The organism is Pelomonas candidula (assembly GCF_043555985.1).
In the GTDB taxonomy this organism is placed as follows: domain Bacteria; phylum Pseudomonadota; class Gammaproteobacteria; order Burkholderiales; family Burkholderiaceae_C; genus Pelomonas; species Pelomonas candidula.
In genome coordinates this window covers 355,626-378,932 of the sequence record NZ_JBIGIC010000005.1, presented here as the reverse complement: position 1 = coordinate 378,932, position 23,307 = coordinate 355,626, and the positions used below count along the sequence as shown (strand labels likewise).

21 protein-coding genes are annotated in these 23,307 nt (G+C 70.6%); 13 read left to right on the top strand and 8 right to left on the bottom strand.

Annotated elements, in window-relative coordinates; all coding sequences use genetic code 11:
* Window positions 1-56 precede the first annotated feature (56 nt).
* The 6 genes from ACG04R_RS12800 to ACG04R_RS12775 all read left to right on the top strand — a co-directional run bounded on the left by ACG04R_RS12800 (window position 57) and on the right by ACG04R_RS12775 (window position 6,402).
* Window positions 57-605: a HutD/Ves family protein gene (locus tag ACG04R_RS12800; protein WP_394410646.1), complete on the top strand. Its 549-nt coding sequence runs from the start codon at window positions 57-59 to the stop codon at window positions 603-605.
* Window positions 602-1,792, top strand: a complete 1,191-nt coding sequence (hutI, locus tag ACG04R_RS12795) for an imidazolonepropionase (RefSeq protein WP_394410643.1) — start codon at window positions 602-604, stop codon at window positions 1,790-1,792. The genes ACG04R_RS12800 and hutI overlap by 4 nt, the downstream gene beginning before the upstream one ends.
* The gene (gene hutG / locus ACG04R_RS12790; protein ID WP_394410640.1) at window positions 1,789-2,589 is read left to right on the top strand and encodes an N-formylglutamate deformylase; all 801 of its coding nucleotides are present in this window, start codon (window positions 1,789-1,791) and stop codon (window positions 2,587-2,589) included. The genes hutI and hutG overlap by 4 nt, the downstream gene beginning before the upstream one ends.
* Entirely contained in the window at window positions 2,577-3,962 is a 1,386-nt protein-coding gene (gene hutF, locus ACG04R_RS12785) for a formimidoylglutamate deiminase (protein WP_394410637.1), read from the top strand. Before hutG ends, hutF begins: the two co-directional genes overlap by 13 nt.
* A gap of 62 nt (window positions 3,963-4,024) precedes the next feature.
* Entirely contained in the window at window positions 4,025-5,578 is a 1,554-nt protein-coding gene (locus ACG04R_RS12780) for a methyl-accepting chemotaxis protein (RefSeq protein ID WP_394410633.1), read from the top strand.
* 62 nt (window positions 5,579-5,640) lie between these two features.
* Window positions 5,641-6,402: an alpha/beta hydrolase gene (locus tag ACG04R_RS12775; RefSeq protein WP_394410630.1), complete on the top strand. Its 762-nt coding sequence runs from the start codon at window positions 5,641-5,643 to the stop codon at window positions 6,400-6,402.
* A 93-nt stretch (window positions 6,403-6,495) separates the two neighbouring features.
* Here ACG04R_RS12775 and ACG04R_RS12770 read toward each other — a convergent pair whose 3' ends face one another.
* The gene (locus tag ACG04R_RS12770; RefSeq protein ID WP_394410626.1) at window positions 6,496-6,966 is read right to left on the bottom strand and encodes a hypothetical protein; all 471 of its coding nucleotides are present in this window, start codon (window positions 6,964-6,966) and stop codon (window positions 6,496-6,498) included.
* Between the two features lie 211 nt (window positions 6,967-7,177).
* Between ACG04R_RS12770 and ACG04R_RS12765 the strand changes: the two genes are divergently transcribed.
* Entirely contained in the window at window positions 7,178-7,453 is a 276-nt protein-coding gene (locus ACG04R_RS12765; protein ID WP_394410623.1) for a hypothetical protein, read from the top strand.
* Between the two features lie 55 nt (window positions 7,454-7,508).
* Here ACG04R_RS12765 and ACG04R_RS12760 read toward each other — a convergent pair whose 3' ends face one another.
* The 4 genes from ACG04R_RS12760 to ACG04R_RS12745 are packed head-to-tail and all read right to left on the bottom strand — an operon-like array spanning window position 7,509 to window position 13,828.
* Window positions 7,509-10,595 carry an efflux RND transporter permease subunit gene (locus ACG04R_RS12760; RefSeq protein WP_394410620.1) on the bottom strand — a complete coding sequence of 1,029 codons (3,087 nt, stop codon included), beginning with the start codon at window positions 10,593-10,595 and terminating at the stop codon, window positions 7,509-7,511.
* Window positions 10,596-10,607: 12 nt separating this feature from the next.
* Window positions 10,608-11,732 (bottom strand): efflux RND transporter periplasmic adaptor subunit, encoded by a 1,125-nt coding sequence (locus ACG04R_RS12755; protein WP_394410617.1) that lies wholly within the window; start codon window positions 11,730-11,732, stop codon window positions 10,608-10,610.
* 3 nt (window positions 11,733-11,735) lie between these two features.
* Complete coding sequence (locus ACG04R_RS12750) at window positions 11,736-13,181, bottom strand: efflux transporter outer membrane subunit (RefSeq protein ID WP_394410614.1); 1,446 nt, start codon at window positions 13,179-13,181, stop codon at window positions 11,736-11,738.
* A complete protein-coding gene (locus tag ACG04R_RS12745; protein WP_394410611.1) occupies window positions 13,178-13,828 on the bottom strand; it encodes a TetR/AcrR family transcriptional regulator in 651 nt (216 codons plus the stop codon). Before ACG04R_RS12745 ends, ACG04R_RS12750 begins: the two co-directional genes overlap by 4 nt.
* A 153-nt stretch (window positions 13,829-13,981) precedes the next feature.
* On the opposite strand from ACG04R_RS12745, the gene ACG04R_RS12740 reads away from it, so the two are divergent.
* The 3 genes from ACG04R_RS12740 to ACG04R_RS12730 are packed head-to-tail and all read left to right on the top strand — an operon-like array spanning window position 13,982 to window position 15,501.
* A complete protein-coding gene (locus tag ACG04R_RS12740) occupies window positions 13,982-14,326 on the top strand; it encodes an ArsR/SmtB family transcription factor (RefSeq protein ID WP_394410608.1) in 345 nt (114 codons plus the stop codon).
* Complete coding sequence (locus ACG04R_RS12735) at window positions 14,316-14,819, top strand: SRPBCC family protein (RefSeq protein WP_394410605.1); 504 nt, start codon at window positions 14,316-14,318, stop codon at window positions 14,817-14,819. Before ACG04R_RS12740 ends, ACG04R_RS12735 begins: the two co-directional genes overlap by 11 nt.
* 49 nt (window positions 14,820-14,868) lie before the next feature.
* Window positions 14,869-15,501 carry a YdeI/OmpD-associated family protein gene (locus ACG04R_RS12730; RefSeq protein ID WP_394410602.1) on the top strand — a complete coding sequence of 211 codons (633 nt, stop codon included), beginning with the start codon at window positions 14,869-14,871 and terminating at the stop codon, window positions 15,499-15,501.
* A gap of 57 nt (window positions 15,502-15,558) precedes the next feature.
* Here the strand turns inward: ACG04R_RS12730 and ACG04R_RS12725 are convergent, their stop codons facing one another.
* Together ACG04R_RS12725 and ACG04R_RS12720 are read right to left on the bottom strand one after the other, a co-directional pair.
* Entirely contained in the window at window positions 15,559-16,593 is a 1,035-nt protein-coding gene (locus ACG04R_RS12725; protein WP_394410599.1) for an asparaginase, read from the bottom strand.
* A 58-nt stretch (window positions 16,594-16,651) separates the two neighbouring features.
* Window positions 16,652-18,355, bottom strand: coding sequence for a diguanylate cyclase (locus ACG04R_RS12720; RefSeq protein ID WP_394410596.1), 1,704 nt, complete (start codon window positions 18,353-18,355; stop codon window positions 16,652-16,654).
* A gap of 38 nt (window positions 18,356-18,393) precedes the next feature.
* Between ACG04R_RS12720 and ACG04R_RS12715 the strand changes: the two genes are divergently transcribed.
* The 3 genes from ACG04R_RS12715 to ACG04R_RS12705 all read left to right on the top strand — a co-directional run bounded on the left by ACG04R_RS12715 (window position 18,394) and on the right by ACG04R_RS12705 (window position 22,610).
* Window positions 18,394-19,206 (top strand): DUF429 domain-containing protein, encoded by an 813-nt coding sequence (locus tag ACG04R_RS12715; RefSeq protein WP_394410593.1) that lies wholly within the window; start codon window positions 18,394-18,396, stop codon window positions 19,204-19,206.
* 121 nt (window positions 19,207-19,327) lie between these two features.
* On the top strand, window positions 19,328-22,015 hold the full coding sequence (locus ACG04R_RS12710; RefSeq protein ID WP_394410590.1) for a TonB-dependent receptor: 2,688 nt from the start codon (window positions 19,328-19,330) through the stop codon (window positions 22,013-22,015).
* Window positions 22,016-22,019: 4 nt separating this feature from the next.
* The gene (locus ACG04R_RS12705; protein WP_394410587.1) at window positions 22,020-22,610 is read left to right on the top strand and encodes a hypothetical protein; all 591 of its coding nucleotides are present in this window, start codon (window positions 22,020-22,022) and stop codon (window positions 22,608-22,610) included.
* A 6-nt stretch (window positions 22,611-22,616) separates the two neighbouring features.
* Here ACG04R_RS12705 and ACG04R_RS12700 read toward each other — a convergent pair whose 3' ends face one another.
* Window positions 22,617-23,300, bottom strand: a complete 684-nt coding sequence (locus ACG04R_RS12700; protein ID WP_394410584.1) for an anti-sigma factor family protein — start codon at window positions 23,298-23,300, stop codon at window positions 22,617-22,619.
* Window positions 23,301-23,307: the final 7 nt, after the last annotated feature.

Below are 23,307 nucleotides of genomic sequence, written 5' to 3'. Positions count from 1 at the left end.
AGCTGCGGAGAATGCGCAGTTCCCTGCCAGGCAGGGCCGGTGCAAAAGGTAAGAACATGAGTTGGAGCAAGGTCAGCGCGGCCGACGTACAGCCGCAGGCCTGGATGAACAAAGGTGGCCTAACGCGCGAACTGCTCGCGTGGCCGCATGCGCACGACTGGGCGCTGCGCGTGAGCGTGGGCCGCGTGGAGCGCAACGGGCCGTTCTCGGCCTTCCCCGGCGTGCATCGCTGGCTGGCGGTCGTCAAGGGCGCCGGCCTGCGCCTGTTCGACTGGCCGCAGAGCATCGGCGACGAGCCGCTGCGCTTTGACGGCGGGTTGGCGCCCGAGGCCGAGCTGATCCGCGGCGAGACCGAGGTCTTCAACGTGATGGAGCGGCGCGGCAACCTGGAGGTCGAGTCGGCCAGCCACGTGCTGCTGCCGCGCACGCCGTGGGTGGGGCTGTTCACCGTCGAGGGCGGCCTGCTGGAACACGGCCACCGCGCGATGCCGCTGGCGCCGCTGACGCTGGCCTGGTGCGAGGCGCCGGCCGCGCAGAGCTGCGTCTTCACCGGGCCTGACGCCACCAGCAGCCACGCCTGGTGGCTGACCTGGAGCCCGGATTGAAACTCTGGCGGGGCGGGTGCCTCGCGACGCTGGCGGGTGACCGCGGCTGGGGGCTGGTCGACGACGGTGCGCTGCTCGTCGACGGCGGCCTGCTGCGCTGGGTAGGCCCGGCGGCCGAGTTGCCGCCCGAGGCCACGAATGCCGAGGTCGTCGAGTTGCGCGGCGCCCTGGTCACGCCGGGGCTGGTGGACTGCCACACCCACCTTGTCTACGGCGGCAATCGCGCCCACGAATTCGAGCAGCGCCTGCATGGCGCGACCTACGCCGACATCGCGAAAGCCGGTGGCGGCATCCGCGCGACGGTGGCCGCCACGCGGGCCGCCAGCGAGGCCGAGCTGCTGGCCTCGGCGACGAAGCGCGCCCGGTCGCTCATCGGCGAAGGCGTTACGACGCTGGAGGTCAAGTCCGGTTACGGGCTGGACGCCGCGACCGAGGCGCGCATGCTGCGCGTCGCGCGCCAGATCGCCGGCGTGGATGTGCGCACGACCTATCTCGCCGCCCACGCGCTGCCGCCCGAGTTCGGCGATGCCGACGACTACATCGCCGCCGTCTGCCAATGGCTGCCCGGGCTGCACGCGCAAGGCCTGGTCGACGCGGTCGACGCCTTCTGCGAGCACATTGCCTTCAGCCCGGCCCAGGTGGCCCGCGTGTTCGAAGCGGCCCGTGCACTGGGCCTGCCCGTCAAGCTGCATGCCGAACAGTTGAGCGACCAGGGCGGCGCGCAGCTCGCCGCCTCGTACCGGGCGCTGAGCTGCGATCACCTCGAGTACCTCAGCCCGGCCGGTGTCCAGGCCATGGCCCAGGCCGGCACCGTGGCCGTGCTGCTGCCCGGCGCGTTCTACGCGCTGCGCGAGACCAAGCTGCCGCCGGTTCAACAGCTGCGCGAGGCCGGTGTGCCCATCGCCGTCGCGACCGACCACAACCCCGGCACGTCGCCCACGCTGTCGCCGCTGCTGATGCTGAACATGGCCTGCGTGCTGTTCGGCCTGACGCCCGAAGAGGCGCTGCGCGGCCTGACCGTCCATGGTGCGCGCGCGCTGGGCCTGCATGATCGCGGTCAGCTGGTGGCCGGGCAGCGCGCGGATTTCTGCGTCTGGGACGCTGGACACCCGCGCGAGCTGGCGGCATGCTTTGGGCATAACCCGCTGATAGAACGGGTACGCCACGGCATCCAGGGAGGATCATGAGCGTGTTCCAACTGCAGCCTGGCCGCGTGCCGCTGCTGATCAGCCTGCCGCATGTCGGCACCGAGATACCGCCCGAGCTGGCCGAGCGGTTCGTGCCCCGCGCCTTGCTGAGCGAGGACACCGACTGGCACCTGGAGCGGCTCTACCGGCCGCTGGCTCAAGCGCTGGGCGCCAGCCTGCTGGTGCCGCGCTACAGCCGCTACGTCATCGACCTGAACCGGCCGCCCGACGACCGGCCGCTGTATCCCGGTGCGTCCGGCGGCACCGGCCTGGTGCCCACGCGTTTCTTCACGTCCGAGCCGCTCTACCGCGACGGTGCCGAGCCCGACGCCGCCGACATCGCATCGCGCCGCCGCACCTATTGGCAGCCGTATCACGACGCGCTGGCCGCCGAGCTGGCGCGTCTGCGCGCCGAGCACGGCCACGCGCTGCTGTTCGACGGCCACAGCATCCGCTCCGAGCTGCCCTGGCTGTTCGAGGGCCGGCTGCCGGCGCTGAACCTCGGCACGGCCGACGGCGCCTCCTGCGCGCCCGCCATCACCGAGCGCCTCGGCGCGCTGCTGGCCGGGCAGGCGCGGTTCAGCCATGTCGTCAATGGCCGCTTCAAGGGCGGGTACATCACGCGCCACCACGGCCGGCCTGGCCAGGGCATCCACGCCGTGCAGCTGGAGATGTGCCAGCGCTGCTACATGGACGAGGCGCAGGACCCGCGCCACGCCTATGACGAAGCCGCGGCGGCGGCCGTCGCGCCGCTGATCGAACGGATGTTGGAGGAGATGCTCGCATGCCGGCCCTGAAACGACTGCACGCGCCGCTCGCCTGGGTCCACGGTGGCTGGCAGCGCGACGTGCTGCTGACGGTCGATGCCACCGGCCACTGGTCCGAGATCACCGTCAACCATCCCGCGCCGCCGGACGCCGAGAAGCTGGCCGGCCCCGTCATCCCCAGCCTCGTCAACGCCCACAGCCACGCCTTCCAGCGCGCCTTCGTCGGCCTGGCGGAGCGGCGCGAGGTGGGGCAGGACGACTTCTGGAGCTGGCGCGACCGCATGTACGCGCTGGCGCTGCGCATCTCGCCGCAGCAACTGCGGGCCGTTGCCAGCCAGCTCTACGCCGAGCTGCTGCGCGGGGGCTACACGCAGGTCTGCGAGTTCCATTACCTGCACCATGCCGCCGCAGGCCAGGAGTTCGAGGACGAGCTGGACATGGCCTGGGCGCTGGCCGCCGCGGCCGAGGACACCGGCATCGGCCTGACGCTGCTGCCCGTCGTCTACACGCGCGCGGGTTTCGACGCTGCCGGGCTGCGCCCCGACCAGCACCGCTTTGCTGCCGACGCCGACTGGGCCTGGCGCGCCTGCCAGCGCGTCATGGCCGCCGGCCTGCCACGTGTGAACGCCGGTGTGGCGCTGCACTCGCTGCGTGGTGCAGCGCCTGGCGACATCACGCGGCTGCTGGGCCTCGTCGGCAGCGCCGACCTGCCCATCCACATCCACGTGGCCGAGCAGACGGCGGAGGTGGCCGACTGCCTCCAGGCCACCGGCCAGCGCCCGCTGCAATGGCTGGCCGAGCACGGCCGCCTGGACCCGCGCTGGCAACTGGTGCACGCCACGCACGCCGAGCCAGCCGAGATCGAGGCCGTGGCGCTCAGCGGCGCCGGCATCGTCATCTGCCCCGGCACCGAGGCCAATCTTGGCGACGGCCTGGCCGACCTGCCGCGCTGGCTGCAGAACAACGTGCCGCTGACGGTGGGCTCGGACAGCCAGGTCACGCGTGGCTGGGTGGAGGAGTTGCGCTGGCTGGAGTACGGCCAGCGGCTGGCGCACCGCCAGCGCAACATCGCCTCGATGCCGGGCACGCAGCCGTCCAGCGCAGCGCGGCTGTTCGATGCCGCCGTGCACGGCGGCGCGCGCGCGGCCGGCTTCACGGCCTGGGGGCTGACGCCCGGTGCCCGCGCCGACGCGCTGGTGCTCAACCGCGAGGCCGACGCGCTGCGCGGCCTGCCCGACGAGGCGCTGCTGGATGCTGTCGTCTTCGGCAGCAATGGCTCGCCGTGGCAGTCGGTCTGGGTGGCCGGCCGGGCGCGGCCGTGGCGGGCGCCGCAGCGCGTGGGCGATGCCTTCGAGGCCGCCATGCACGAGTTGTGGCGCCCGGACGGCGGCACGTCAGCCTGAGCGCTGGTCGAAGTCGCGTCAAAGGACTAGTCTCACGCCGGAACTCGTCTGGAGGGACGGCGATGAAGCTCAGCGACTACACGATCAAGGCGCGGCTGCTCGCGCTGGCGGCCCTGGCCGTGGCCGGCATGCTGCTGGTGGGCGTGCAAGGCCTGTACAGCCTGGCTCAGTCCAAGGCTCAGTTCGTCCACTACGTGGACAACGACGTCGAGTCGCTGACGCAGCTTGCGGGCATCCGTGCCGGCGTCGGCAACCTGCGGCGCTACGAGAAAGACCTGCTCATCAACCTGGCCGACGCCAAGGCCGTCGAGCACTACCGCAAGGAATGGAACGAGACCTTCGAGAAGGTCACCTCCAGCCTCGACAACATCGCCAAGCTGGACGCGCCGGAAGACGTCAAACGCATGCCGGCTGAGCTGAAGACGGCGCTGTTGGACTACCGCGGCGGCTTCAGCGGCATCCTGGAGCGCATGGCCAAGGGCGAGTTCGCGGATACCGCCGCAGCCAACCATGCGATGGAGCCGGTCAAGGGCCCGGTGCGCGCCGTGGACAAGGCGCTGGGCGACATGACCGAGAAGATCGACCGGCACTCGGCCGCCCAGGTGGCCTTGCTGGAAGAACACGAGAACGACATCCGCCGCAACCTGGTGCTGGTCGTCATCGTCGCGGTGCTGCTGCTGGCGGGTTACACCGCGGTCAACATTCGTTCCATCCTCGCGCCGCTGGCCCACGCAGTGAAGACGACCGAGCGCATCGCCAGCCACGACCTCAGCGCCGCCGTGAAGGCCGAGGGCCGGGACGAGACGGCCGCGCTGATGCGTGGCGTGCAGGGCATGCAGGATTCGCTGGTCACCGTCGTCTCCGGCGTACGCCAGAGCACCGACAACATCGCCAACGCGTCACGCGAGGTGGCCACGGGCAGCCAGGACCTCAGCAACCGCACCGAGCAGGCGGCGTCCAACCTGCAGGAGACGGCATCGGCGATGGAGGAACTGACGGCCAGCGTCACGCACAACGCCGAATCGGCCCGCCAGGCCAACCAGCTGGCCAACGACGCGGCGTCGGTGGCGCGCCGCGGTGGCACGGTGGTGGACGAGGTCGTCGAGACCATGGGGCGCATCAGTGCCTCGTCGGCCAAGATCGCCGACATCATCTCGGTCATCGACGGCATCGCCTTCCAGACCAACATCCTGGCGCTGAACGCGGCGGTGGAGGCGGCGCGTGCGGGCGAGCAGGGGCGGGGCTTTGCCGTTGTGGCCGGCGAGGTGCGCACGCTGGCGCAGCGCTCGGCCGAGGCGGCCAAGGAGATCAAGTCGCTGATCACGCAGAGCGGCGAGAACGTGCAGGGAGGCGCGGCGCTGGTGGCGCAGGCCGGGCAGACGATGCACGAGGTCATTTCGGCCATCGAGCGTGTCAGCCACATCGTCTCGGAGATCAGCCACGCCACCGGCGAGCAGAGCACCGGCATCGGCCAGATCGGCCAGGCCATCGCGGGGCTGGACCAGATGACGCAGCAGAACGCCGCGCTGGTGGAGGAGTCCGCCGCCGCAGCAGCCAGCCTGCAGCAGCAGGCGGATGCGCTGGCGCGGTCGGTGGCGGTGTTCCGGCTGGGGTGACGGTCTCACGACGCTCGGTCTGGCGTCGGCCGCGCCTGCTGGTTGTGGCGATGCTCATCTGCATGGCCATGCTCATCGCGAGCATTGGCCTCATCGTCGATCGTGTCGCGATTCGGGACGCCGGCCTGCATCCGCCCGCGGTCGGCCAGGTCGCCTTCAGCGTCGCCGTGGCTGACGGTGTCGATGTGCCGGTCTACTTGGCGGGCAACGTCGACGGCGGGTGCGTGATCCTCTTTCCGGGGCAGCACGGGCTGGCCGGAGGGTTCGAGGGCCAATTGGCGCCATTGATGGCCTCGCGCGGCATTGCCACCTTCACGGCCACCTACGCGGCCAGGCCGGACGGACCCAGGCTCACGCTGGAGCAGGCCCGACGCTTTGCGCTTGAAGTCGTTAGACAGGTCGAGCAGCGCTGTGGTCGGCGCTACTTGGTGATCGGCCGCTCGCTCGGGTCCATGCTCGCCGCCTACGCCACCCGGGGCCATCGTCCCGCGGCCCTGCTGCTTGAAGGCGCGAGCCCCAGCCTCGCCGCAGCGCTGCGCTCGGCGATGACGCCGCTGCTGGGGCGCCGTCTGGCGAGTTGGATGCCGCTCGAGCGACTGCTGACGACGAACTACAACCTGCAGGACGCCCTGGGCGCCGAGCCACGTTTCCCCGTGACGATCATCCAGGGCGCGCGCGATGTGCGGACGCCGGCGTCCGACCTGACGGAGCCGGGTGCGGTGCCGGCCTGGGTCGAGATCGTGCCGGTCCCGGATGCCGATCACCAGGGAACATGGCGAGCTTTCATGCCTGAATACATTGAACGAATCGCTGGCGCGCTGTAAACGACGGCCACCGAGCAAGATGTATTGAAGCCTGATCTCGCGACCATCATCTACGCGCGCACATGGGTCGTGCACCTGGGCAAGGCGAAATGCCTATTGCTTGTACGTATCGAGGAAATTGCCGACGAAGTTGCCCTCCTCGGACCCATCCGGCTTCGTGATGAGCCAGTCCAAGAGGCGATCCTCAGGGAAGGAATACGCATCCCGGTACTTGTAGGCCTTGACGATGTGAGGGTCGCTCCAGATCCTGCCCATGACTTGGCCGTCGCGAATGGACTGCACCGCGATAAACACCTGTTCGAAGCTGCCATCCGCCCCAAGTAGCCGCGTCGTGACGAAGAAGGACTGCCCTTTGGGCAAGCCCTGGAGAAAGCGCGCTTTCGCCTGCGGGTAGGTCGATTTGGCACGTGCGACGTAAGGCGCGATATCCCGCTCAAACTTCTCGCGAGACGCCACAGCCGTAGGCTTGTCCTTGGGCGCATTCGTTGCCAGTGCTGGCTCCTGCGCATGGGCGCTGGCGCATAGCAGCAAGACGACTGCAAGTTTGGAATGGCTCAGCCTCATCTCGGACTCCCTGGAACGATGTCGGCAGGAGTGTCTCCCAGCTGTTCACAGAGTGGACCGGATGTCAGACGGTAGCGTCCGAGAAGTGGTGACTGCTGCCCGTGGCCAGGCCCGACCGAACGGGTGGCAAGCAGCTTGGAAGCGACGAACGAACCATGGGGCCGCTGTTTCGCAGGCTTGCACCGACTCCCCAAACGCCTAGACTCGCCGCATGCCCAGCTACTTCAACACCTACGTCGATGAAGAGCAGCTGCTCAGCTATGCAGGAGCAGACTTCGACGAGGTATGCCTGGCTGACCGGGCTGGCGAGCTCGGGGCGCAGGTGTGGTGCTGGACGCGGCGCGAGGGCGATCGCTGGAAGGCCAGCTGGCTGCGGCTCATCGTGGCCGTCGACGACAAGCATTCGGCTGCCACCGTCGAGCGCGTCCGGGAGACGCTGAAGCCGCGGCCGGTGGCCGACCCGCATCGGCCGCCCTGGTTGCATTGAGTTCGCCTGCCCGCCATGAAAAAGACCGCCCACGGGCGGTCTTTGCACATCGGCATCAGGCCGAGGCCGGCGCCTCCTGCCCCTTCGTCCTGCGGCGCGTGACGCGCTGGATGAAGTCGTCCACCACCTCGTAGAGCACCGGGATCACCAGCAGGCTCAGGAAGGTGCTGGTGATGAGCCCGCCGATGACGACGATGGCCATCGGGGCGCGGAAGCTCGGGTCGGTGCCGAAGCCCAGCGCGATCGGCATCATGCCGGCGCCCATCGCGAGCGTCGTCATGACGATGGGCCGAGCGCGCTTGTGGCAGGCGTCCAGCAGCGCGTCCAGCCGCGAGAGGCCCTGCTCGCGCTGAGCGACGATGGCGTACTCCACCAGCAGGATGGAGTTCTTGGTCGCGATGCCCATCAGCATGATCATGCCGATCATGGCGGGCATCGACAGGTCGGTGCCGGTCACGAACAGCGCCAGGATGGCGCCGGGGATGGATAGCACCAGCGCGCCGAGGATGGTCACCGGCTGCACCCACGCGTGGAACAGCAGCACCAGCACGATGTAGATGCAGGCCACGCCCGTGCCCATGGCCAGCAGGAAGCCCTGGCCCAGCTCGGCAAAGGCCTCGGCGTCGCCCACTTCGGCCTTGGTCACGCCCGGCGGCAGGTTGGCGATGCTGGGCAGCGCGGCGGCAGCGGCCTGCACCTCGCTCAACGGCTGCCCGTTCAGCTCGATCTCGAAGTTGACGTTGCGCAGCCGGTCGTAGCGGTCGATCTGCGCGGGGCCGCTGGTCAGGCTCAGCTCGGCCACCTGGCGCAGCGGCACGGGGCCGCGCGCGCCGGGCACGGTCAGCTCGCCCAGCAGGGCCAGGTCGGCACGCGCTGCGTCGGGCAGGCGCACGACGATGGGCACCTGACGCTGGCTGAGGTTGAGCTTGGGCAGGAACTGGTCGTAGTCGCCCGCGGTGGCGATGCGCAGCGTGTCGGCAATCGCGGCGGTGGACACGCCCAGGTCCGCCGCGCGCGCAGCGTCCGGCCGAACGATGAGCTCGGGCCGCTGCAGGCTGGAGCTGCTGGTGACCTGGCCGATGCCGTGCAGCGTGCGCAGCTCCTTCTCGACCTTGATGGCGTGCTGCGTCAGGGCCTCGCCGTCCTCGCCGGCCAGCACCAGCTGGTACTTGTCGTTGGAGCCGCCGAAGGTCACCTTCAGCCGCGCGCCGGCGATGTTCTCCAGCCTCGTGCGCAGCTCGCGCTCGATCTGCTGCTTGCTGGTGCCGCGGCGCTCCTTGCGGGGCGTGAGGTTGAGCGTCAGGGTGGCCTTGCGCGACTCGGCTGCGCCGCCCATCGCGAACGGGTCGCTGCCGGCGCTGCCGCCGCCCACGGCGGTGTAGACCAGCTTGACGTGCCCGTGCTGCGCCGCGGCAGCGCGGGCCTGCTCGGCGATGGCGGCGGTCTGCTCGTAGGTGCTGCCGGGCGGCAGCTCGATGCTGATCTGGGTCTGGCTCAGGTCGTCCGGCGGCAGGAAGGCGCCCGGGATGGCGCCCATGAACTGAGGTGTGCAGGCCGCCACACCGAAGGCCGCCGTGATGGCCAGCGTCTTGCCCTTGTGCGTGAAGGCCCAGCGCGCGGTCTTCATGTAGCGGGCCATCCAGAACGGTTCCTTGTGCTCGTGCGTGGGGGCCTTGAGGATGTAGGCGGCCATCATCGGCGTCAGCATGCGGGCGACGACGAGCGAGAAGAACACGGCGATGGACGCCGTCCAGCCGAACTGCACGAAGAACTTGCCGACCACGCCGCTCATGAAGGCGGTGGGCAGGAACACGGCGATCAGCGTGAAGGTGGTGGCGATGACGGCCATGCCGATCTCGTCCGCCGCCTCGCGCGCCGCTTCGAGCGGCGTCTTGCCCATCGTCAGGTGTCGCATGATGTTCTCGATCTCGACGATGGCGTCGTCCACCAGCACGCCGATGACGAGGGACAGCGACAGCAGCGTCACGACGTTGAGCGTGAAGCCCATCATCTGCATGACGAAGAAGGTCGGGATGGCCGACAGCGGCAGCGCGACGGCGCTGACGAAGGTGGCGCGCCAGTCGCGCAGGAAGAACCACACCACCACCACGGCCAGGAAGGCGCCCTCCAGCAGCAGCGACAGGCTGCCGTGGTAGTTCTCGATGACGGGGTCGACGAAGTTGTAGGCCTCGGTGACGGTGATGTCAGGGTGGGCTGCCTTCAGCTCCTGCAGCGCAGCGCGGATGCGCTCGGCCACGTCCACCTCGCCGGCCCCGCGGGCGCGCACGATTTCGAAGCCGACGACCGGCTTGCCGTTCAGGAAGGCGCCCGCGCGCCGCTCGGCCAGCGTGTCGCTGACGCTGGCGACCTGGTCCAGCCGCACGCGCCGGCCATCGGCCAGCGGGATGTCCATCGCCGCCAGCTCGGCCGCGCTTTGCACGGTGGCGATGGTGCGCAGCGACTGCTCGGCGCCGCCCAGTTGTGCGCGGCCGCCGGGGGCTTCCTGCTGCACCTGCTTGAGCTGGCGCGACACCTCGGCCGCGGTGACGCCCAGCGCCAGCATGCGCGACGGGTCCAGCTCCACGCGCAGCTCGCGCGTCACGCCGCCCACGCGGGCCACCGAGCCCACGCCGCGCACGGCCAGCAGCCGCTTGGTGACCTGGTTGTCGACGAACCAGGACAGCGCCTCGTCGTCCATGCTGCTGCTGGAGACGGTGTAGGTCAGGATGGGCGCGCCCGACAGGTTCATCTTCGTGATGACCGGGTCGCGCAGGTCGGCCGGCAGGTCCGCGCGGATGCGGGCGACCGCGTCGCGCGTGTCGTCCTGGGCTTCCTGCAGCGGCTTCTCCAGCCGGTACTCGACGGTGACGGTGGCCATGCCGTCCTGCACCTTGGTGTAGATGTGCTTGACGCCCTGAGCCGTGGCGACCGAGTTCTCGATCTTGCGGGCGACCTCGGTTTCCATCTGCGCGGGTGCGGCGCCCGGCAGCGACGCGCTGACGACGATGGTGGGCAGCTCCACGTCCGGGAACTGCTGGATCTTCATCTTGCTGAAGCCGTAGAGCCCGGCCGCCGTCAGCATGATGAAGAGCATGACGGCCGGCACCGGGTTGGCGATGGACCAGCGGGAGACGTTGAACATCTCGGTGTCTCCTTACTTGGCTGCGGGCGCGGTGTCGCCCCCGCCGTTCGCCAAGCGAACGGTGTCCCCATCCGCCAGGAAGCCGACACCCGACTCGACGACCGCGGCCCCCGCGGCCAGGCCGGACGTCACCTCCACGCGGTCGGCCTCGCGCCGGCCGACCTGCACCTTGGTCTGGCGCACCTTGGTGCCGTCGATGCGGAACACGTAGCTGAAGCCGTCGCGCAGCAGCACGGCGCTCTGCGGCAGCGTCAGCGCGGGGCTCTCGCCGAGCACGAAGTCGCCGCGCGCGAACAGGCCCGCACGCAGGGCTTCGCCCGGCTTCAGGTCCACGTAGACGAGGCCGTTGCGCGTCTGCGCGTCCACCTGCGGCGCGACGCGGCGGATGCGACCCTCCACCGGCGGCGCGCCGCTGGGCTGCACGCGCACGGCCTGGCCGGCCTTCAGTCGGGACAGCTCGGCACCGGGTACCTCGGCGCGCCATTCCAGCCGGCCCTGGCGCTGCAGGCGGAACAGCTCCTGCCCGGGCTGCACCAGCGCGCCCGGAACGGCGGCGCGGGCGTTGATGACGCCGTCGTCCGGCGCGCTGATCTGCGTGTACGACAGGCGCAGCTGGTCGGCCTGCACGCGCGCCTTGGCGGCGGCAACGCGGGCCTGCGCGGCAGCGTCGGTGGCCAGCGCCTGGTCGATGGCCTGCGGCGACAGCGCCTCGCTGCCCTGCAGCGTCTTCACGCGCTCGGCGGTCTGGTGCGCCTCGCGGGCCGAGGCCTCGGCCTCCAGCAGCGCGGCCCTGGAAGCGGCCAGGTCGGCCTCCAGCGTGCCGGGGCTGAGGCGCGCCAGCACCTGTCCCTTCTTCACGCGGTCGCCCACGTCGACGTTGAGCTGCGCCAGCCGCTGGCCGCCGATCTCGGCGCCGATGACGACCTCCTGCCAGGCGGCGATGGAGCCGGTGCCCGACAAGGTCTGCGGCCAGGTGGAGGCTTGCGCGACGACGCGCTTGACGGTCAGCGCCGGCTTGGGCGCCGCGCTGGCGGGCTGGTCCGCGGCTTGTGCGGTGCTGGAGATCGCGACGACGAAGGCCGCGGCCAGCGCGAGGGTGAGGGCGGCGGTGACGAGGATGGGGGTGCGGATCTTCATGGCTCAGCGGGGCGTGTTCAGGGCGGTGTTCGTGACGGTGTCGGCGGTCCAGCCGCCTCCGAGGGCGCGGTAGAGCCGTATCCAGGCGAGCGCCTGCTCGGCGCGCACGGACAGCACGGCGTCGTAGGCGGCCAGCGCGTTGCGGTAGGTGGTGTTGCGCTGCGCGCCGCTCTGAAGGCCGGCCTGGGCCTGCGCGCCGGAGCGCAGCGCGATGCCTTCCCACTCGCGCCGCACGGCCTCGATCTCCTGCTCGCGCTCGGCGCCGGCGGTGACGCGCTGCAGCGCCTCTTCCACCTCGCTGACGGCAACCAGCCAGCGCGCCTGCAGGGCCGCGGCGGCTTCGTCGGCCGCGGCCCGCGCGCCCTGGCCGGCGGCGACCAGCGCGCCGCCATCGAACAGCGGCAGCGTCAGGCTGGGCCCGAATGACCACATCGAGCCGCGGCTGTTCTTGTTGCCCGTGCGCAGCCATGACTCACCGGCCATCGCGGCCAGGCTGAGCTGCGGGTAGCGCTGCGCGTCCACGCTGCGCTGCTGCTGCACGGCGGCGATCCAGCGCTGGTGGGCGGCGGCGAGGTCGGGGCGCTGGGCCAACAGCTGCGAGGGCAGCGCGTTCACATCAAAGGCGGGTGCCTGGGGCTGCGTGCGGCGCAGCTCGAATCCTTGCGTTGCGATCGCGGGCGGCGCGAGTTCGTCGGCCAGCGTGTCGGCGCGCTCGGCGCACAGCACGGCCAGCGTCTGCAGCGCGATCTGCGCCTCGGCGCGCCACTGGCTGCGACTGGCGGAGGCGACGGCGCGCTCGGTGTTCAGCAACGCCGCGTCGCTGGCGCTGAGCAGGCCGGCCTTCTGCTGCTCGCGGCCCCAGGCGGCGATCTGCTCGGCGAAGCGCGTGTCCAGCTCGGCGGACTCCTCATGCGCCTGCGCCAGCCGCATCTGCACATAGGCCTGGGCCACGTCGGCGGCGAGGCTGACGCGTGCCGCATGCCAGTCGGCGGATGCTGCCGTGGCCTGGGCTGCCGCGGCAGCCGCAGCAGCGCGCTGGCCACCGAAGAGGTCGATCTCCCAGCTGGCGCTGAACTGGGCGCTGGACTGCGTGCTGTCGCCCGGCACGGCGTTCAGTGCGCGGCCGCGCTGCACCTGGCCGCCGACACCACCCTGCGGCATCAGCCCGGCGCGTGCCTGGGCGGCGCCAGCCTCGGCCTGGCGGCGCCGCGCGGCGGCCTGCTCCAGCGTGGGGCTCTGGCTCTCGGCGCGGGCGACGAGGCGGGCCAGCTGTGGGTCGTCGAAGGCCTGCCACCAGCTGTTCAGCGCGGCCGTGCTGCCGCCATGGGGCAGCGGCGAACGCCATGCGGCGGGGACGGTCGTGGGCGTGGGCGGTGGCGCGGGCGGGGCCGTCATGCAGGCGGTCAGCAGCGCCAGCAGCGGCGCGGCAAGAAAAAGGCGTTTTTTCATCGGGAGGCGTGGCGTTGGCGTTCGAACTCAACCAGCGCACAGCCCCAGTCGGCAAGGCGGTGGCAGGTCTGCTCCAGCAGCGGGTCGTCGGCCAGCAGTTCGGGGTGGAAGGCGTCCAGCATGGGCCGGGTCATGGAGTAGTCGTGCGCCATCGCCTGCAGGCCCATGGCGAGCTGGTGGATGGCGGCGTTGGGCTGCTCCATGCCGGCGTGCCGGGCCAGCAGGCGGGCAAAGCGGTCGAACAGGGGGCCGACCTCGCGTGCCACCGTCTCCATGAACACCGGGCTGGGCGCCTGCATCTCGCGGAAGAACAGCTGCGCGTTGCAGGAGCCGTCGTCGAACAGGAAGGGCTGGATGAAGCGGCGGATGGACTCGTGCAGGCTCAGGCCCGGGTCGTCGAAGCCGGCGAGCTGCCGGTCCAGCTCTGCGACGGGTAGGCGCAGCACCTCGCGGTAAAGCCCGTCCTTGTCGCCGAAGTGGTAGTGGATGGCGCCGGGGTTCACGCCGGCGGCGGCGCAGATCTCCCGCGTCGTCACCGCATCGACCCCGCGCTCGCCGAACAGCCGCATGGCTTCGGCGAGCAGGCGGTCGCGGGGCGAGGGCGGCGGCGCTGGCGGCACGGGGCGGGCTGGCGGTCGGGCGGGCATGGGGCCGGACTGTAGCAACCAACCAAGCGCTTGCTTGGTCTCGTTTTGTATCGTTTTTTCTCGGCTGGGCGGCAGGCCGCAACGTGGGCCTGCTCTCGATCCATCGGCCGATGCTGCTTGCGGACGAACGCGTGGCTCGTTATAGTTAGCCATATGGATAACTATAGCGCGTCGCTGGATTCCATCTTCCGTGCGCTTGCCGACCCGACGCGTCGGGCCATCGTCGAACGGCTGGGCAGAGGGCCGGCGACGGTGACCGAGCTGGCGCAACCCTTTGCGATGGCGCTGCCTTCCCTGATGAAGCACGTCGGCGTGTTGGAAGAGACCGGGCTGATCCGTTCGGAGAAGGCCGGTCGCGTGCGGACCTGCGTCCTGCAGCGCCAGCGGTTGGGCGCGGTGGAGCAGTGGTTAGGGGAACAGCGAGCCATCTGGCAGGCCCGTTACGGGAACCTGGACGAACTCTTGGTGAAACTCAAAGGAGAAGACGATGAAAATTGACCCGCGTTTCGAATTCGTGGTGGACAAGGCCCGCAACCGCATCACCGTGGAACGGGACTTCGCGGCGAGGCAGCAACTGGTGTGGGACTGCCATACGCGGCGTGAGTACCTCGACCAGTGGTTCGCGCCCAAGCCGCTCACGACCCGCACGAAGCACATGGAATTCAAGGCGGGAGGCTACTGGCACTACGCCATGGTCACGCCCGACGGGCAGTCGTTCTGGAGCCGCCTGGACTACCTGTCGATCGAGCCGATCCGCAGCTATGTGGCGCTCGATGGCTTTGCCGACGAAAGCGGCGTGGTGAATCCGGAGATGCCGCGGGCCCGCTGGGACGTGGCCTTCGCCGGCGCGCAGGACCGCACGACCGTCACGACGATCATCCAGTACGACTCGGCGCAGGACGTGCAGAAGGTGATCGACATGGGCTTGCAGGCCGGTCTCACCTCCACCCTCGAACGACTCGACGAACTGCTGCTGACGCTGCAACCCTGAGCCTGCGCGCTCCAGGGCACCCGCCATTCACGACAGAAGGCCTCACTGAATGAAGCAACAGGGACGTTTGAATCCGCAGTTCGACGAATACCAGGAGGCCGCGTCGGATTTCGCGAAGCCCATCATGGCGCACCTGCGCCAACTGGTGCACCAGCAGTGCCCGGAGGTGATCGAGGAGATCAAGTGGGGCATACCGCACTTCGACTACAAGGGCGAAGCGCTGTGCATCTTTGCGGCCTACAAGAACCACTGCTCCTTCGGTTTCTGGAAGGAGCCGCTGATGAGCGATGCGCGGCTCAAGGCGAATCGCGACTTGAAGGCCGCCAAGCGCTTCATGGGCAAGCTCACGTCGCTGTCCGACCTGCCGCCCGACGGTGAATTGATCGCCTTCATCCAGGAGGCGATGGCGCTGAACGACCAAGGGGTGAAGCTTCCACCGCGCCAGGATGTGAAGGCTGCGAAGGCCGCCGAGATCGCCGTCCCCGAGGCCTTCGCGGAGCAGCTGTCGCGCCATGCGCAGGCGAACGAGGTCTTCCAGAGCAAGTCACCATCGTTCCGCAAGGAGTATGTGGTGTGGATTGCCGATGCGAAGACGGAGCAGACACGCCAGAAGCGCATCGATGAAGCCCTCGAATGGATCGCCCAGGGCAAGGGCAGATTCTGGAAGTACGAGAAGAAGTAGAGGGAGAGGGCGCCGCAGGCCTTCGCCGTGGCGTTTCGCGGCCTCGGGCGCGAAACGTCAGGGGGCTCGCAGCGCCGCCGTGAGTGCCTCGCCCGGCCGCAGCGCCCCGACCTCGATGCCCCGCCAGTTGCGCAGCACGGCGTGGCTGTAGCCGTGCAGCAGGTCGCCCCGGTCTTGCAGCAGCCGGGCCGCGACGACGGCCATTGCCGCCTCGGCCGCGCGGGCGGCACCGTCGTCGATCTTCAGCGCCACGCCCAGGCCCAGCGCCGGCAGTGCTGCGCAGTAGACGCCCTCGGCGCCGATCTTGCAGAACAGCTGCTCGCCGAAGGCCTGCATCACGCGGGTGTCGAAACGGTCGGTGCCGCCGACCATGAACGGCGCCCGGGCGACGGCCTCGCGCAGCCGGCGCGCAGCGCGGGCATTGGCGTCGGACAGGTCATGCCCCGTGCCGGCGCGCGCGAATGCCAGCGCGAGGGAGCGCAGCGGCAGCGCGAAGGTGGGGATGGAGCAGCCGTCCGTGCCGCGTGGTGCGCGCTCGACGTCCACGCCGGTCGCGGCCGACAGTGCGGCCGACACCTCGCGCATGACCGGGTGCTCGGCGGCCACGTAGCCGCGCGCGAACGCGGCCGGGTCGGTGCCGGCGTTGCGGGCCATCAGGCAGGCAAGGCAGACGAAGCCGCTGTGCTTGCCCGAGCAGTTGTTGTGCAGCGGCCCTGCCGTCTCGCCGCGTGCCAGCATGCCGCGCAGCACCGGCTCGCGGCTGGGCCATTGCGTGCCGCATTCCAGCGCGTCGGCCGTCAGCCCCAGCTTGGCCAGCACGCCGGCGGCCGTGGCCACATGCTCGGGCTCGCCGCTGTGCGAGGCACAGGCCAGGGCCAGCTCGGCGTCATTCAGCCCAAAGGCTTCGGCCGCGCCGCTGGCCACCAGCGGCAGCGCCTGCAGCAGCTTGACGGCGGAGCGCGGGAAGATGGGGCGCTCGATATCGCCCAGCGCCGTGTGCACGGCGCCCGACGCGTCGACGATGGCCAGTGCACCGGCATGGCAGGACTCGACGGCGTTGCCGCGCAGCACTTCGACGAGGATGGGGTTCATCCGGGGACTCTCCGCAGGGCACCGGAATCGGATGACTCGAAGGCCACGGTGCCGCTCCTCAGTCCACGTGCACCCGGTTGCGCCCGCCGCGCTTGGCGGCGTAGAGCGCCTGGTCGGCCCGGTTGAGCAACTGGTCGGCCTGCAGCGGCGGCGGGCCGCCGGCGATGCCCACGCTGACGCGAACGACCAGGCCCGGCGTGATGGCGGCCCAGTCGTGCTCGGCGACGGCCAGGCGCAGGCGCTCGCAGATCTCGGCGGCTTGCTGCGGGGCGATGCCGACGAGCACGGCCAGGAATTCCTCGCCGCCGATGCGTGCCAGCAGGTCGGCGCTGCGCAGCCGGTGGCGCAGCAGCTGCGCGAGTTGCTGCAGCACGGCGTCACCCACCGCGTGGCCGTGGGTGTCGTTGATGCACTTGAAGTGGTCCACGTCCAGCGTCGCGACGCTGATGACCTGGCCCGCCACGCGTGCGCCTTCCACCAGCAGCGGCAGTGCGAATTCGGCGTGGCGGCGGTTGTGCAGGCCGGTCAGCACGTCCTCGTGCGCGGCGCGGTCCAGCGCGTTGGCGTGCTCGCGCAGGCGCTGCTGCTCGTTCTCGAGGTGGGTGGCGCGGGCGCGCTCGCGCCGGGCGTCGGCCGCGGCGCTGTCGGCGCGGGCCTGGGCCTGCTCGACCTGGTCGCGAATGAGGATGACCTCGGTCTGCAGCACGAGGTTGTCGCGGGTGATCTGGCGGTCCAGGCCGACCAGCTCCTCCAGCCGCTCCAGCGCCTGGCGGTACTGGCCGCAGGCCTTGTGCGTCTCGTAGAGGTTGCGGATCAGCAGCCGGCGCAGCTTGGGCGGCGGCTCGCTGGCGGCGGCGATCAGCGCCTCCAGCAGGCGCACGGCCTGCAGCGGCTCGCCCTTCAGCCGCAGGAAGACGGCGCGCTGCGCGTCGGCCTCGATGGCCAGCGTGCGGTAGCCGTGGTCGTGGGCCAGATGGCCGAATTCGTTGAGCAGCGGCAGGGCCTCGTCCAGCTGACCGCCGGCCAGCAGCGCGTTGAGGAGGTTGGACACGGCGACGGCGACCTGGAAGGCGCTGCCCGAACGGCGCGCCAGCGCCGTGGCCTCCTCGGCCGTGCTGCGCGCCTGCGTGACCGCCTCGGCCAGCGCAGCGGCGTCGTTGCACGTGCGGGCCTCCTCCACGCGCAGCAGCCAGAAGTAGGCGAGGTTGTTGTGGCAGGAGAACAGCACCTCGGCGACCGGGGCGCGCTGTGCGATCTCCAGCGCCTGACCGGTGGACGCGCACGCCTGCGTCGGGTTGTCCAGGCTGGCGTAGGCGACGCCGACGCGGTTCAGCGCCCAGGCTTCGCGCACCGGGTCAGCCGTGCGGCGCGCGGCGGCCAGTGCCTTCATGCCGGCCTGCAAGGCCTCACGGCCCATCAGCAGCTGGCCATAGACGTAGGCCTGCGATGTCAGCGCGTCGGCCAGCAGCGTGTCGTCGCCCAGCCGCTCCGCCAGCGCGAGGGCCTCGGTGGCGCAGCGCGCGCTGGCCGTCAGCCGTCCCAGCCGTGGGTACTGGTGGGCCAGCAGGGCCAGCACTTCACAGCGGCGGCGCTGCTGGCTGGGCGGGCAGTCCTGCAGCAACTGCTCCAGCACGTCGTTGGATGCCTGGTAGGCCCCTGCCGCGGCGAGCTGGCGCTGGGCCGCGAACGCGGCGTCGAACGCGGAGGCGTCGAAACCCGCGTCGTCGGCGGGCAGGGCGGGGAGGTCGAGCAGGTCGGACATGGGAGCCCGCCATTCTGCCCAGCCCCAGAATGCCGCCCATGCAAGACGGCACTATTTTTGGGATCGACTTCACAAGTGCGCCACGTCGCGTCAAGCCTGTCCGCGTCGCGGCGGGCCGCCGGCACGGCGCGGTCGTGCGGCTGGAGGGCTTGACGGCACTGGACAGCCTGGACGCCTTCTCCGCCTGGCTGGCCCAGCCCGGGCCCTGGGTGGGCGGTTTCGACCTGCCGTTCGGCCTGCCGCGCGAGCTGGTCGAGCAGCTGGGCTGGCCGACCGACTACGCCGCGCTGATGGCCCACTACGCGGCGCTGGGCCGCGACGAGATCCGCGACCGTTTTGCCGCCTTCTGCGATGCGCGCCCGGCGGGCTCCAAGTTCGCCCACCGCGCCTGCGACGGCCCGGCTGGGGCCAGCCCCAGCATGAAATGGGTCAACCCGCCGGTGGCCTGGATGCTGCACGCCGGCGTGCCGCGGCTGATCGCGGCGGGCGTGCATCTGCCCGGGCATCTGGCTGGCGACGAGCGCCGCGTTGCGCTGGAGGCCTACCCGGGCCTGCTGGCGCGCGAGTTGATCGGCCGGCGCTCGTACAAGAGCGACACCAAGGCCGAGCAGACGCCGGAGCGCTTGATCGCCCGTAAGGACATCGTCGACGCGCTGGAGCAGGGCCGCACAAAGCTGGGGTTGCGGCTCAAGCTCAGTCACGCGCAGCGCGACGAGCTGGTGGCCGATGCCAGCGGCGACAGCCTGGACGCCGTGCTGGCCCTGCTGCAGGCCGCCTGGGCCACCACCCAGCCGCGCTACGGCTGGCCCGAGGGCGTGGACCCGCTGGAGGGGTGGATCGTCAGCGCCTGAAGCCCGGGCGTTGCGGGGAGCCGACGCCGGCTCGCGATTTGTCGCGGCCGGTGTGCGGCGCGGTTCTTGCTGGTTCGAGAATCGCGCGCTTTCCAACCCGTCCTGACGAGGTGACCCCACCGTGAACACCATTGCCCGTTCGCCCCTGCTGCCTCTGGCGGCTGCCCTGCTGACCTGTTTCTCCCCGGCCCTCTGGGCCCAGGCCACCAGCGGTGACGGCGCGGCGGGCGACGGCCAGGGTGCCGACAAGGCCACGCTGGCCCGCGTGACGGTCACCGGCTCCAACATCCGCCGCACCGACGGCGAGACGCCCAGCCCGGTGCAGAAGCTCACCGCGGCCGACATCGCCCGCACCGGCTACAGCACGCTGGGCGAGGTGCTGCAGCACCTGTCGGCCAACAACATGGGCTCGCTGGGCCAGGCCACGCCGGGCGCCTTCGGGGCCGGCGGCTCGGGCATCTCGCTGCGCGGCATGACGGTCGGCGCCACGCTGGTGCTGATCGACGGCCACCGCATGGCACCGTACCCGCTACCCGACGACGGACAGCGCGACTTCGTCGACATCGCCTCCATCCCGGTCGACGCGGTCGAGCGCGTGGAGGTGCTGAAGGACGGCGCCTCGGCCATCTACGGCTCCGACGCGATGGCCGGCGTCGTCAACGTCATCCTCAAGCGCAGCCAGCAGGGCGGCGCCCTGCATGCCGAGCTGGGCAGCTCCAGCCGTGGAGACGGCCAGAGCGTCAAGCTCGCGGGCGTGCGTGGCTTCGGCGACTTGGACCGCGACGGCATGGCCGGCTACGTGGCCGTCAGCGCGCGCCGCCAGCGCGCCATCCTGCTGAGCGACCGCCCGGCGCTGGGCGGCTCGGACTGGACCCGCTACGGCGGCGCGGACCTGGGCCTGACCGCCAACCCCGAACTGCAGGTGGCACCCGAGACGCGCAACTACAGCGTGCTCGGCAAGTTCACGGCCCTGCTGCCGCAGGACTGGACGCTGTCGATGGCCGGCTCGGTGCTGGGCAGCTCGGCCACGCAGGTGGGCCTGCTGAACAGCGTGTCGCCGTCGGGCGGCATCACGACCTTCGTCTTCGGCCCCGACCACCCGCTGCCCACGCCCACCGCGCTGAACGGCACCAACGTCATCGACCCTGCCACCGGCAACCCCGTGGACCAGGAGTTCGGCGACCTGCCGGCGCAGCGCTCGCGCACGGCCACGCGCTCCACGCGCTTCGTCGCCGAGCTGTCGGGCGGCTGGGCCGGCTGGGACGTGCAGGCGGCCCTCGGCCTGACCCGCGTGGCCACCGAACTGACGATGCGCAACTTCATCAGCCTGCCGGCGCTGCAGGCCGCGCTGAACAGCGGCAAGTACGTCATCGGCGGCAAGAACACCGCTGACGTGCTGGCCTCGCTGACGCCCGAGGGCCGCTCCACGTCGACCAATACGCTGAACTTCATCTCCCTGCGCGCCAGCCGCGACCTGATGAAGCTGGGCGGCGGCAACCTCGCGCTGGGCACGGGCCTGGAGTTCACGAAGCGCTCGCTGGACGAACGCTTCCCCGACGGCTTCGCCAACGGCGCGCAGGCCAGCAACATCTACGCCTTCGGCGTCGGCAAGCAGACCATCACGGCCGCCTACGTGGAGCTGGCCGCGCCGCTCACGAAACAGCTGGAGGTGGACGCCGCGGCTCGCGTGGACCACTACGACACCTATGGCTCGTCGGTCACGCCCAAGCTCGGCTTCAAGTTCCTGCCGCTGCGCGAGCTGACGCTGCGCGGCACCTACGCGGGCGGCTTTCGCGCACCCAACCCGGTGGAGATCGGCACGTCCGGGTCGAGCGCCGGCTACCTGCCGCCGCTGCTGGACACGGCGCTGTGCAACCTCGTCAAACCCGGCCAGCCCTGCGACATCGGCGTGGGCGGCACGCAGCTGCAGCTGCCGGGCAAGGACCTGCACCCCGAGAAGAGCAAGAGCTACACGCTGGGCCTGGTGTTCGAGCCGGGGCCGATGTTCAACCTGTCGCTAGACTACTACGACATCAAGATCAGCGACCAGATCGTGTCGGTCGGCCTGTTCGGCCAGTACCAGATCGACGACCCGGCGGCCTACGGCACCAAGCTCTACCGCGTGAACAGCCCGACGACGCCCAACGCCGCGCCAACGGGGCCGGACGACACCATCCTCTACGGCACCTACCCCTTCATCAATCTGGGCAGCGCGCGCACCAACGGCATCGACCTGGACCTGCGCGTGAAGCTCGACGGTGGTGCCTGGGGCCAGTTCACGCCGCAGCTGCAGTGGACGCACATGATCCGCTACACCATCGACCGCGGCCCGGGCCAGATCTACGAGCTGGCGGGCACGCACGGGCCCAGCTTCGTGTCCACCAATACCGGCACGCCCAAGGACCGTGGCGCGCTGGCGCTGACCTGGGCGCGCGGCCCGGTGGAGCTGACCGGTACGCTGAACTACATCAGCGGCATGCGCGTGGAGGACGCCAGTTACAACCTGCCGGACTGCGCCTCGGCGCTGTCGACCATCTTCCCCAACGGCCTGCCGGCCGGTGGCTCGCCGCTGTGCCACGTGCCCTCGTTCACGACCTTCAACCTCAGCGGCAGCTGGCAGATCAGCGAGGCCCTGAGCCTGCGCGCGTCGATCGCCAACCTGTTCGACCGCGCGGCGCCCATCGACGCGTTCGCGTCGGGCTCCACGGGTGGTGGCGTGTCGTCGGGCGGCGCGCACTACAACCCGTCGCTGCATCAGGAGGGCGCGGTCGGCCGCTACCTGACCGTGGGGCTGAGCTACAAGTTCTGACGCGATGGCTCGTACCTCCTTGCTTGGCGGCTTGTTGCTGCTGGCCGCCCTGGCCAGCCCGGCCGCCGAGCTGAGCCTGCGCACCGCGCACGACAGCGAAGCCGAGAAGCAGACCGTAGCCCAGTTGCAGCGGCTGCTGCAGGCCCATGATCTGTCGCGCTGGACGGTCACGCGCGACATCGTCGTCGACCAGGACGAGATCCCGCACAGCCACCCGGTGCTGACGCTGCACACCCGCCACCTGCGCGACGACGAGCTGCTGCTGTCGACCTATGTGCATGAGCAGATGCACTGGTTCCTGGCAGCCCACCCGGAGCAGACCGCGGCGGCCACCGCGGCGCTGCGCCGCCTCTTCCCGAAGATCCCGGTCGGCTACCCCGACGGCTCCGACAGCGCGGATGGCAACTACGAGCACCTGCTCGTCGTCTACCTCGAATACCGCGCCGACCAGCGCCTGCTGGGCGAGCTGAAGGCGCGCGAGGTCATGCAGTTCTGGGCCGATGACCACTACCGCTGGATCTACCGCCAGGTGCTGCGCGAACCCGAGAAGATCGGCGCCGTGGTCAAGAAGAACGGGCTGATCCCCAAGGCCTGAGCCACGTCAATGCGCTGCGGCGGCCGTGCGCCAGGCTGCGGCGAAGCGCTCCAGCTCGGCGCCGTCCACGTCGGACACGGCCCAGAACTGCATCGCGCCGTCACTCCAGCGCACAAGGTTGAAGCCGCGGCGCTGCAGCCTCTCGGGCGCGCCGCCGCGCTCCATCGGCCACTGGTAGAGGTCGATCTTGTGCAGCCGGACCTGGTAGGCCAGTACGGCCGTCGGCCGGCCCTGCACGGCCTGCATGCGGCCGCCGAGCAGGGTGAAGCCCTGCTCGCGCAGCGGGCCGTCCAGCACCGTGGGCGCGTAGTCCAGCCGGCCCTGGAACCAGGGCTTGACCGTGTGACGGTCGCTGGACGCGACCTCGTACAGCGGGCCGACCTGCAGAGCGCGCACATGGGCGGCGACCAGCTCGTCAGGCAAGGGACCGTCGGGCGTGAACCGCGGCGCGATCAGCATGACCGCCAGCGTCAGCGCGACGCCTGCCGCGAGGCCGCCGGCGCCGGCGAAGGCCGGGTGGATGCGCGCCAGCACGGCGAAGCGCTCGCGCCAGCGCGGACGCACCGGCGGCGTCTCCTGCGCAGCGGCCTGCAGCGTCAGCTGTGTGCGCACCTTGGCGCGCAGTCCTTCGCCAGCCGGGTGGCGGCTGGCGTGCTGCTGCAGCAGGCGGGTGAGGTCGTCGTCTTCCATCTTGGTG

Bases quoted from the DNA above. Each gene is read 5' to 3' on its own strand.
- ACG04R_RS12745 (WP_394410611.1), bottom strand. From the start codon at position 13,828: ATGCCCGCCCGACCGCCAGCCCGCCCCGTGCCGCCAGCGCCGCCGCCC.
- ACG04R_RS12755 (WP_394410617.1), bottom strand. From the start codon at position 11,732: ATGAAGATCCGCACCCCCATCCTCGTCACCGCCGCCCTCACCCTCGCG.
- ACG04R_RS12775 (WP_394410630.1), top strand. From the start codon at position 5,641: ATGGCCATGCTCATCGCGAGCATTGGCCTCATCGTCGATCGTGTCGCG.
- ACG04R_RS12715 (WP_394410593.1), top strand. From the start codon at position 18,394: ATGCAAGACGGCACTATTTTTGGGATCGACTTCACAAGTGCGCCACGT.
- hutG (WP_394410640.1), top strand. From the start codon at position 1,789: ATGAGCGTGTTCCAACTGCAGCCTGGCCGCGTGCCGCTGCTGATCAGC.
- ACG04R_RS12730 (WP_394410602.1), top strand. From the start codon at position 14,869: ATGAAGCAACAGGGACGTTTGAATCCGCAGTTCGACGAATACCAGGAG.
- ACG04R_RS12765 (WP_394410623.1), top strand. From the start codon at position 7,178: ATGCCCAGCTACTTCAACACCTACGTCGATGAAGAGCAGCTGCTCAGC.
- ACG04R_RS12720 (WP_394410596.1), bottom strand. From the start codon at position 18,355: ATGTCCGACCTGCTCGACCTCCCCGCCCTGCCCGCCGACGACGCGGGT.
- ACG04R_RS12740 (WP_394410608.1), top strand. From the start codon at position 13,982: ATGGATAACTATAGCGCGTCGCTGGATTCCATCTTCCGTGCGCTTGCC.
- ACG04R_RS12705 (WP_394410587.1), top strand. From the start codon at position 22,020: ATGGCTCGTACCTCCTTGCTTGGCGGCTTGTTGCTGCTGGCCGCCCTG.
- ACG04R_RS12780 (WP_394410633.1), top strand. From the start codon at position 4,025: ATGAAGCTCAGCGACTACACGATCAAGGCGCGGCTGCTCGCGCTGGCG.
- ACG04R_RS12760 (WP_394410620.1), bottom strand. From the start codon at position 10,595: ATGTTCAACGTCTCCCGCTGGTCCATCGCCAACCCGGTGCCGGCCGTC.
- ACG04R_RS12725 (WP_394410599.1), bottom strand. From the start codon at position 16,593: ATGAACCCCATCCTCGTCGAAGTGCTGCGCGGCAACGCCGTCGAGTCC.
- ACG04R_RS12700 (WP_394410584.1), bottom strand. From the start codon at position 23,300: ATGGAAGACGACGACCTCACCCGCCTGCTGCAGCAGCACGCCAGCCGC.
- ACG04R_RS12750 (WP_394410614.1), bottom strand. From the start codon at position 13,181: ATGAAAAAACGCCTTTTTCTTGCCGCGCCGCTGCTGGCGCTGCTGACC.
- ACG04R_RS12770 (WP_394410626.1), bottom strand. From the start codon at position 6,966: ATGAGGCTGAGCCATTCCAAACTTGCAGTCGTCTTGCTGCTATGCGCC.
- hutF (WP_394410637.1), top strand. From the start codon at position 2,577: ATGCCGGCCCTGAAACGACTGCACGCGCCGCTCGCCTGGGTCCACGGT.
- ACG04R_RS12735 (WP_394410605.1), top strand. From the start codon at position 14,316: ATGAAAATTGACCCGCGTTTCGAATTCGTGGTGGACAAGGCCCGCAAC.
- ACG04R_RS12800 (WP_394410646.1), top strand. From the start codon at position 57: ATGAGTTGGAGCAAGGTCAGCGCGGCCGACGTACAGCCGCAGGCCTGG.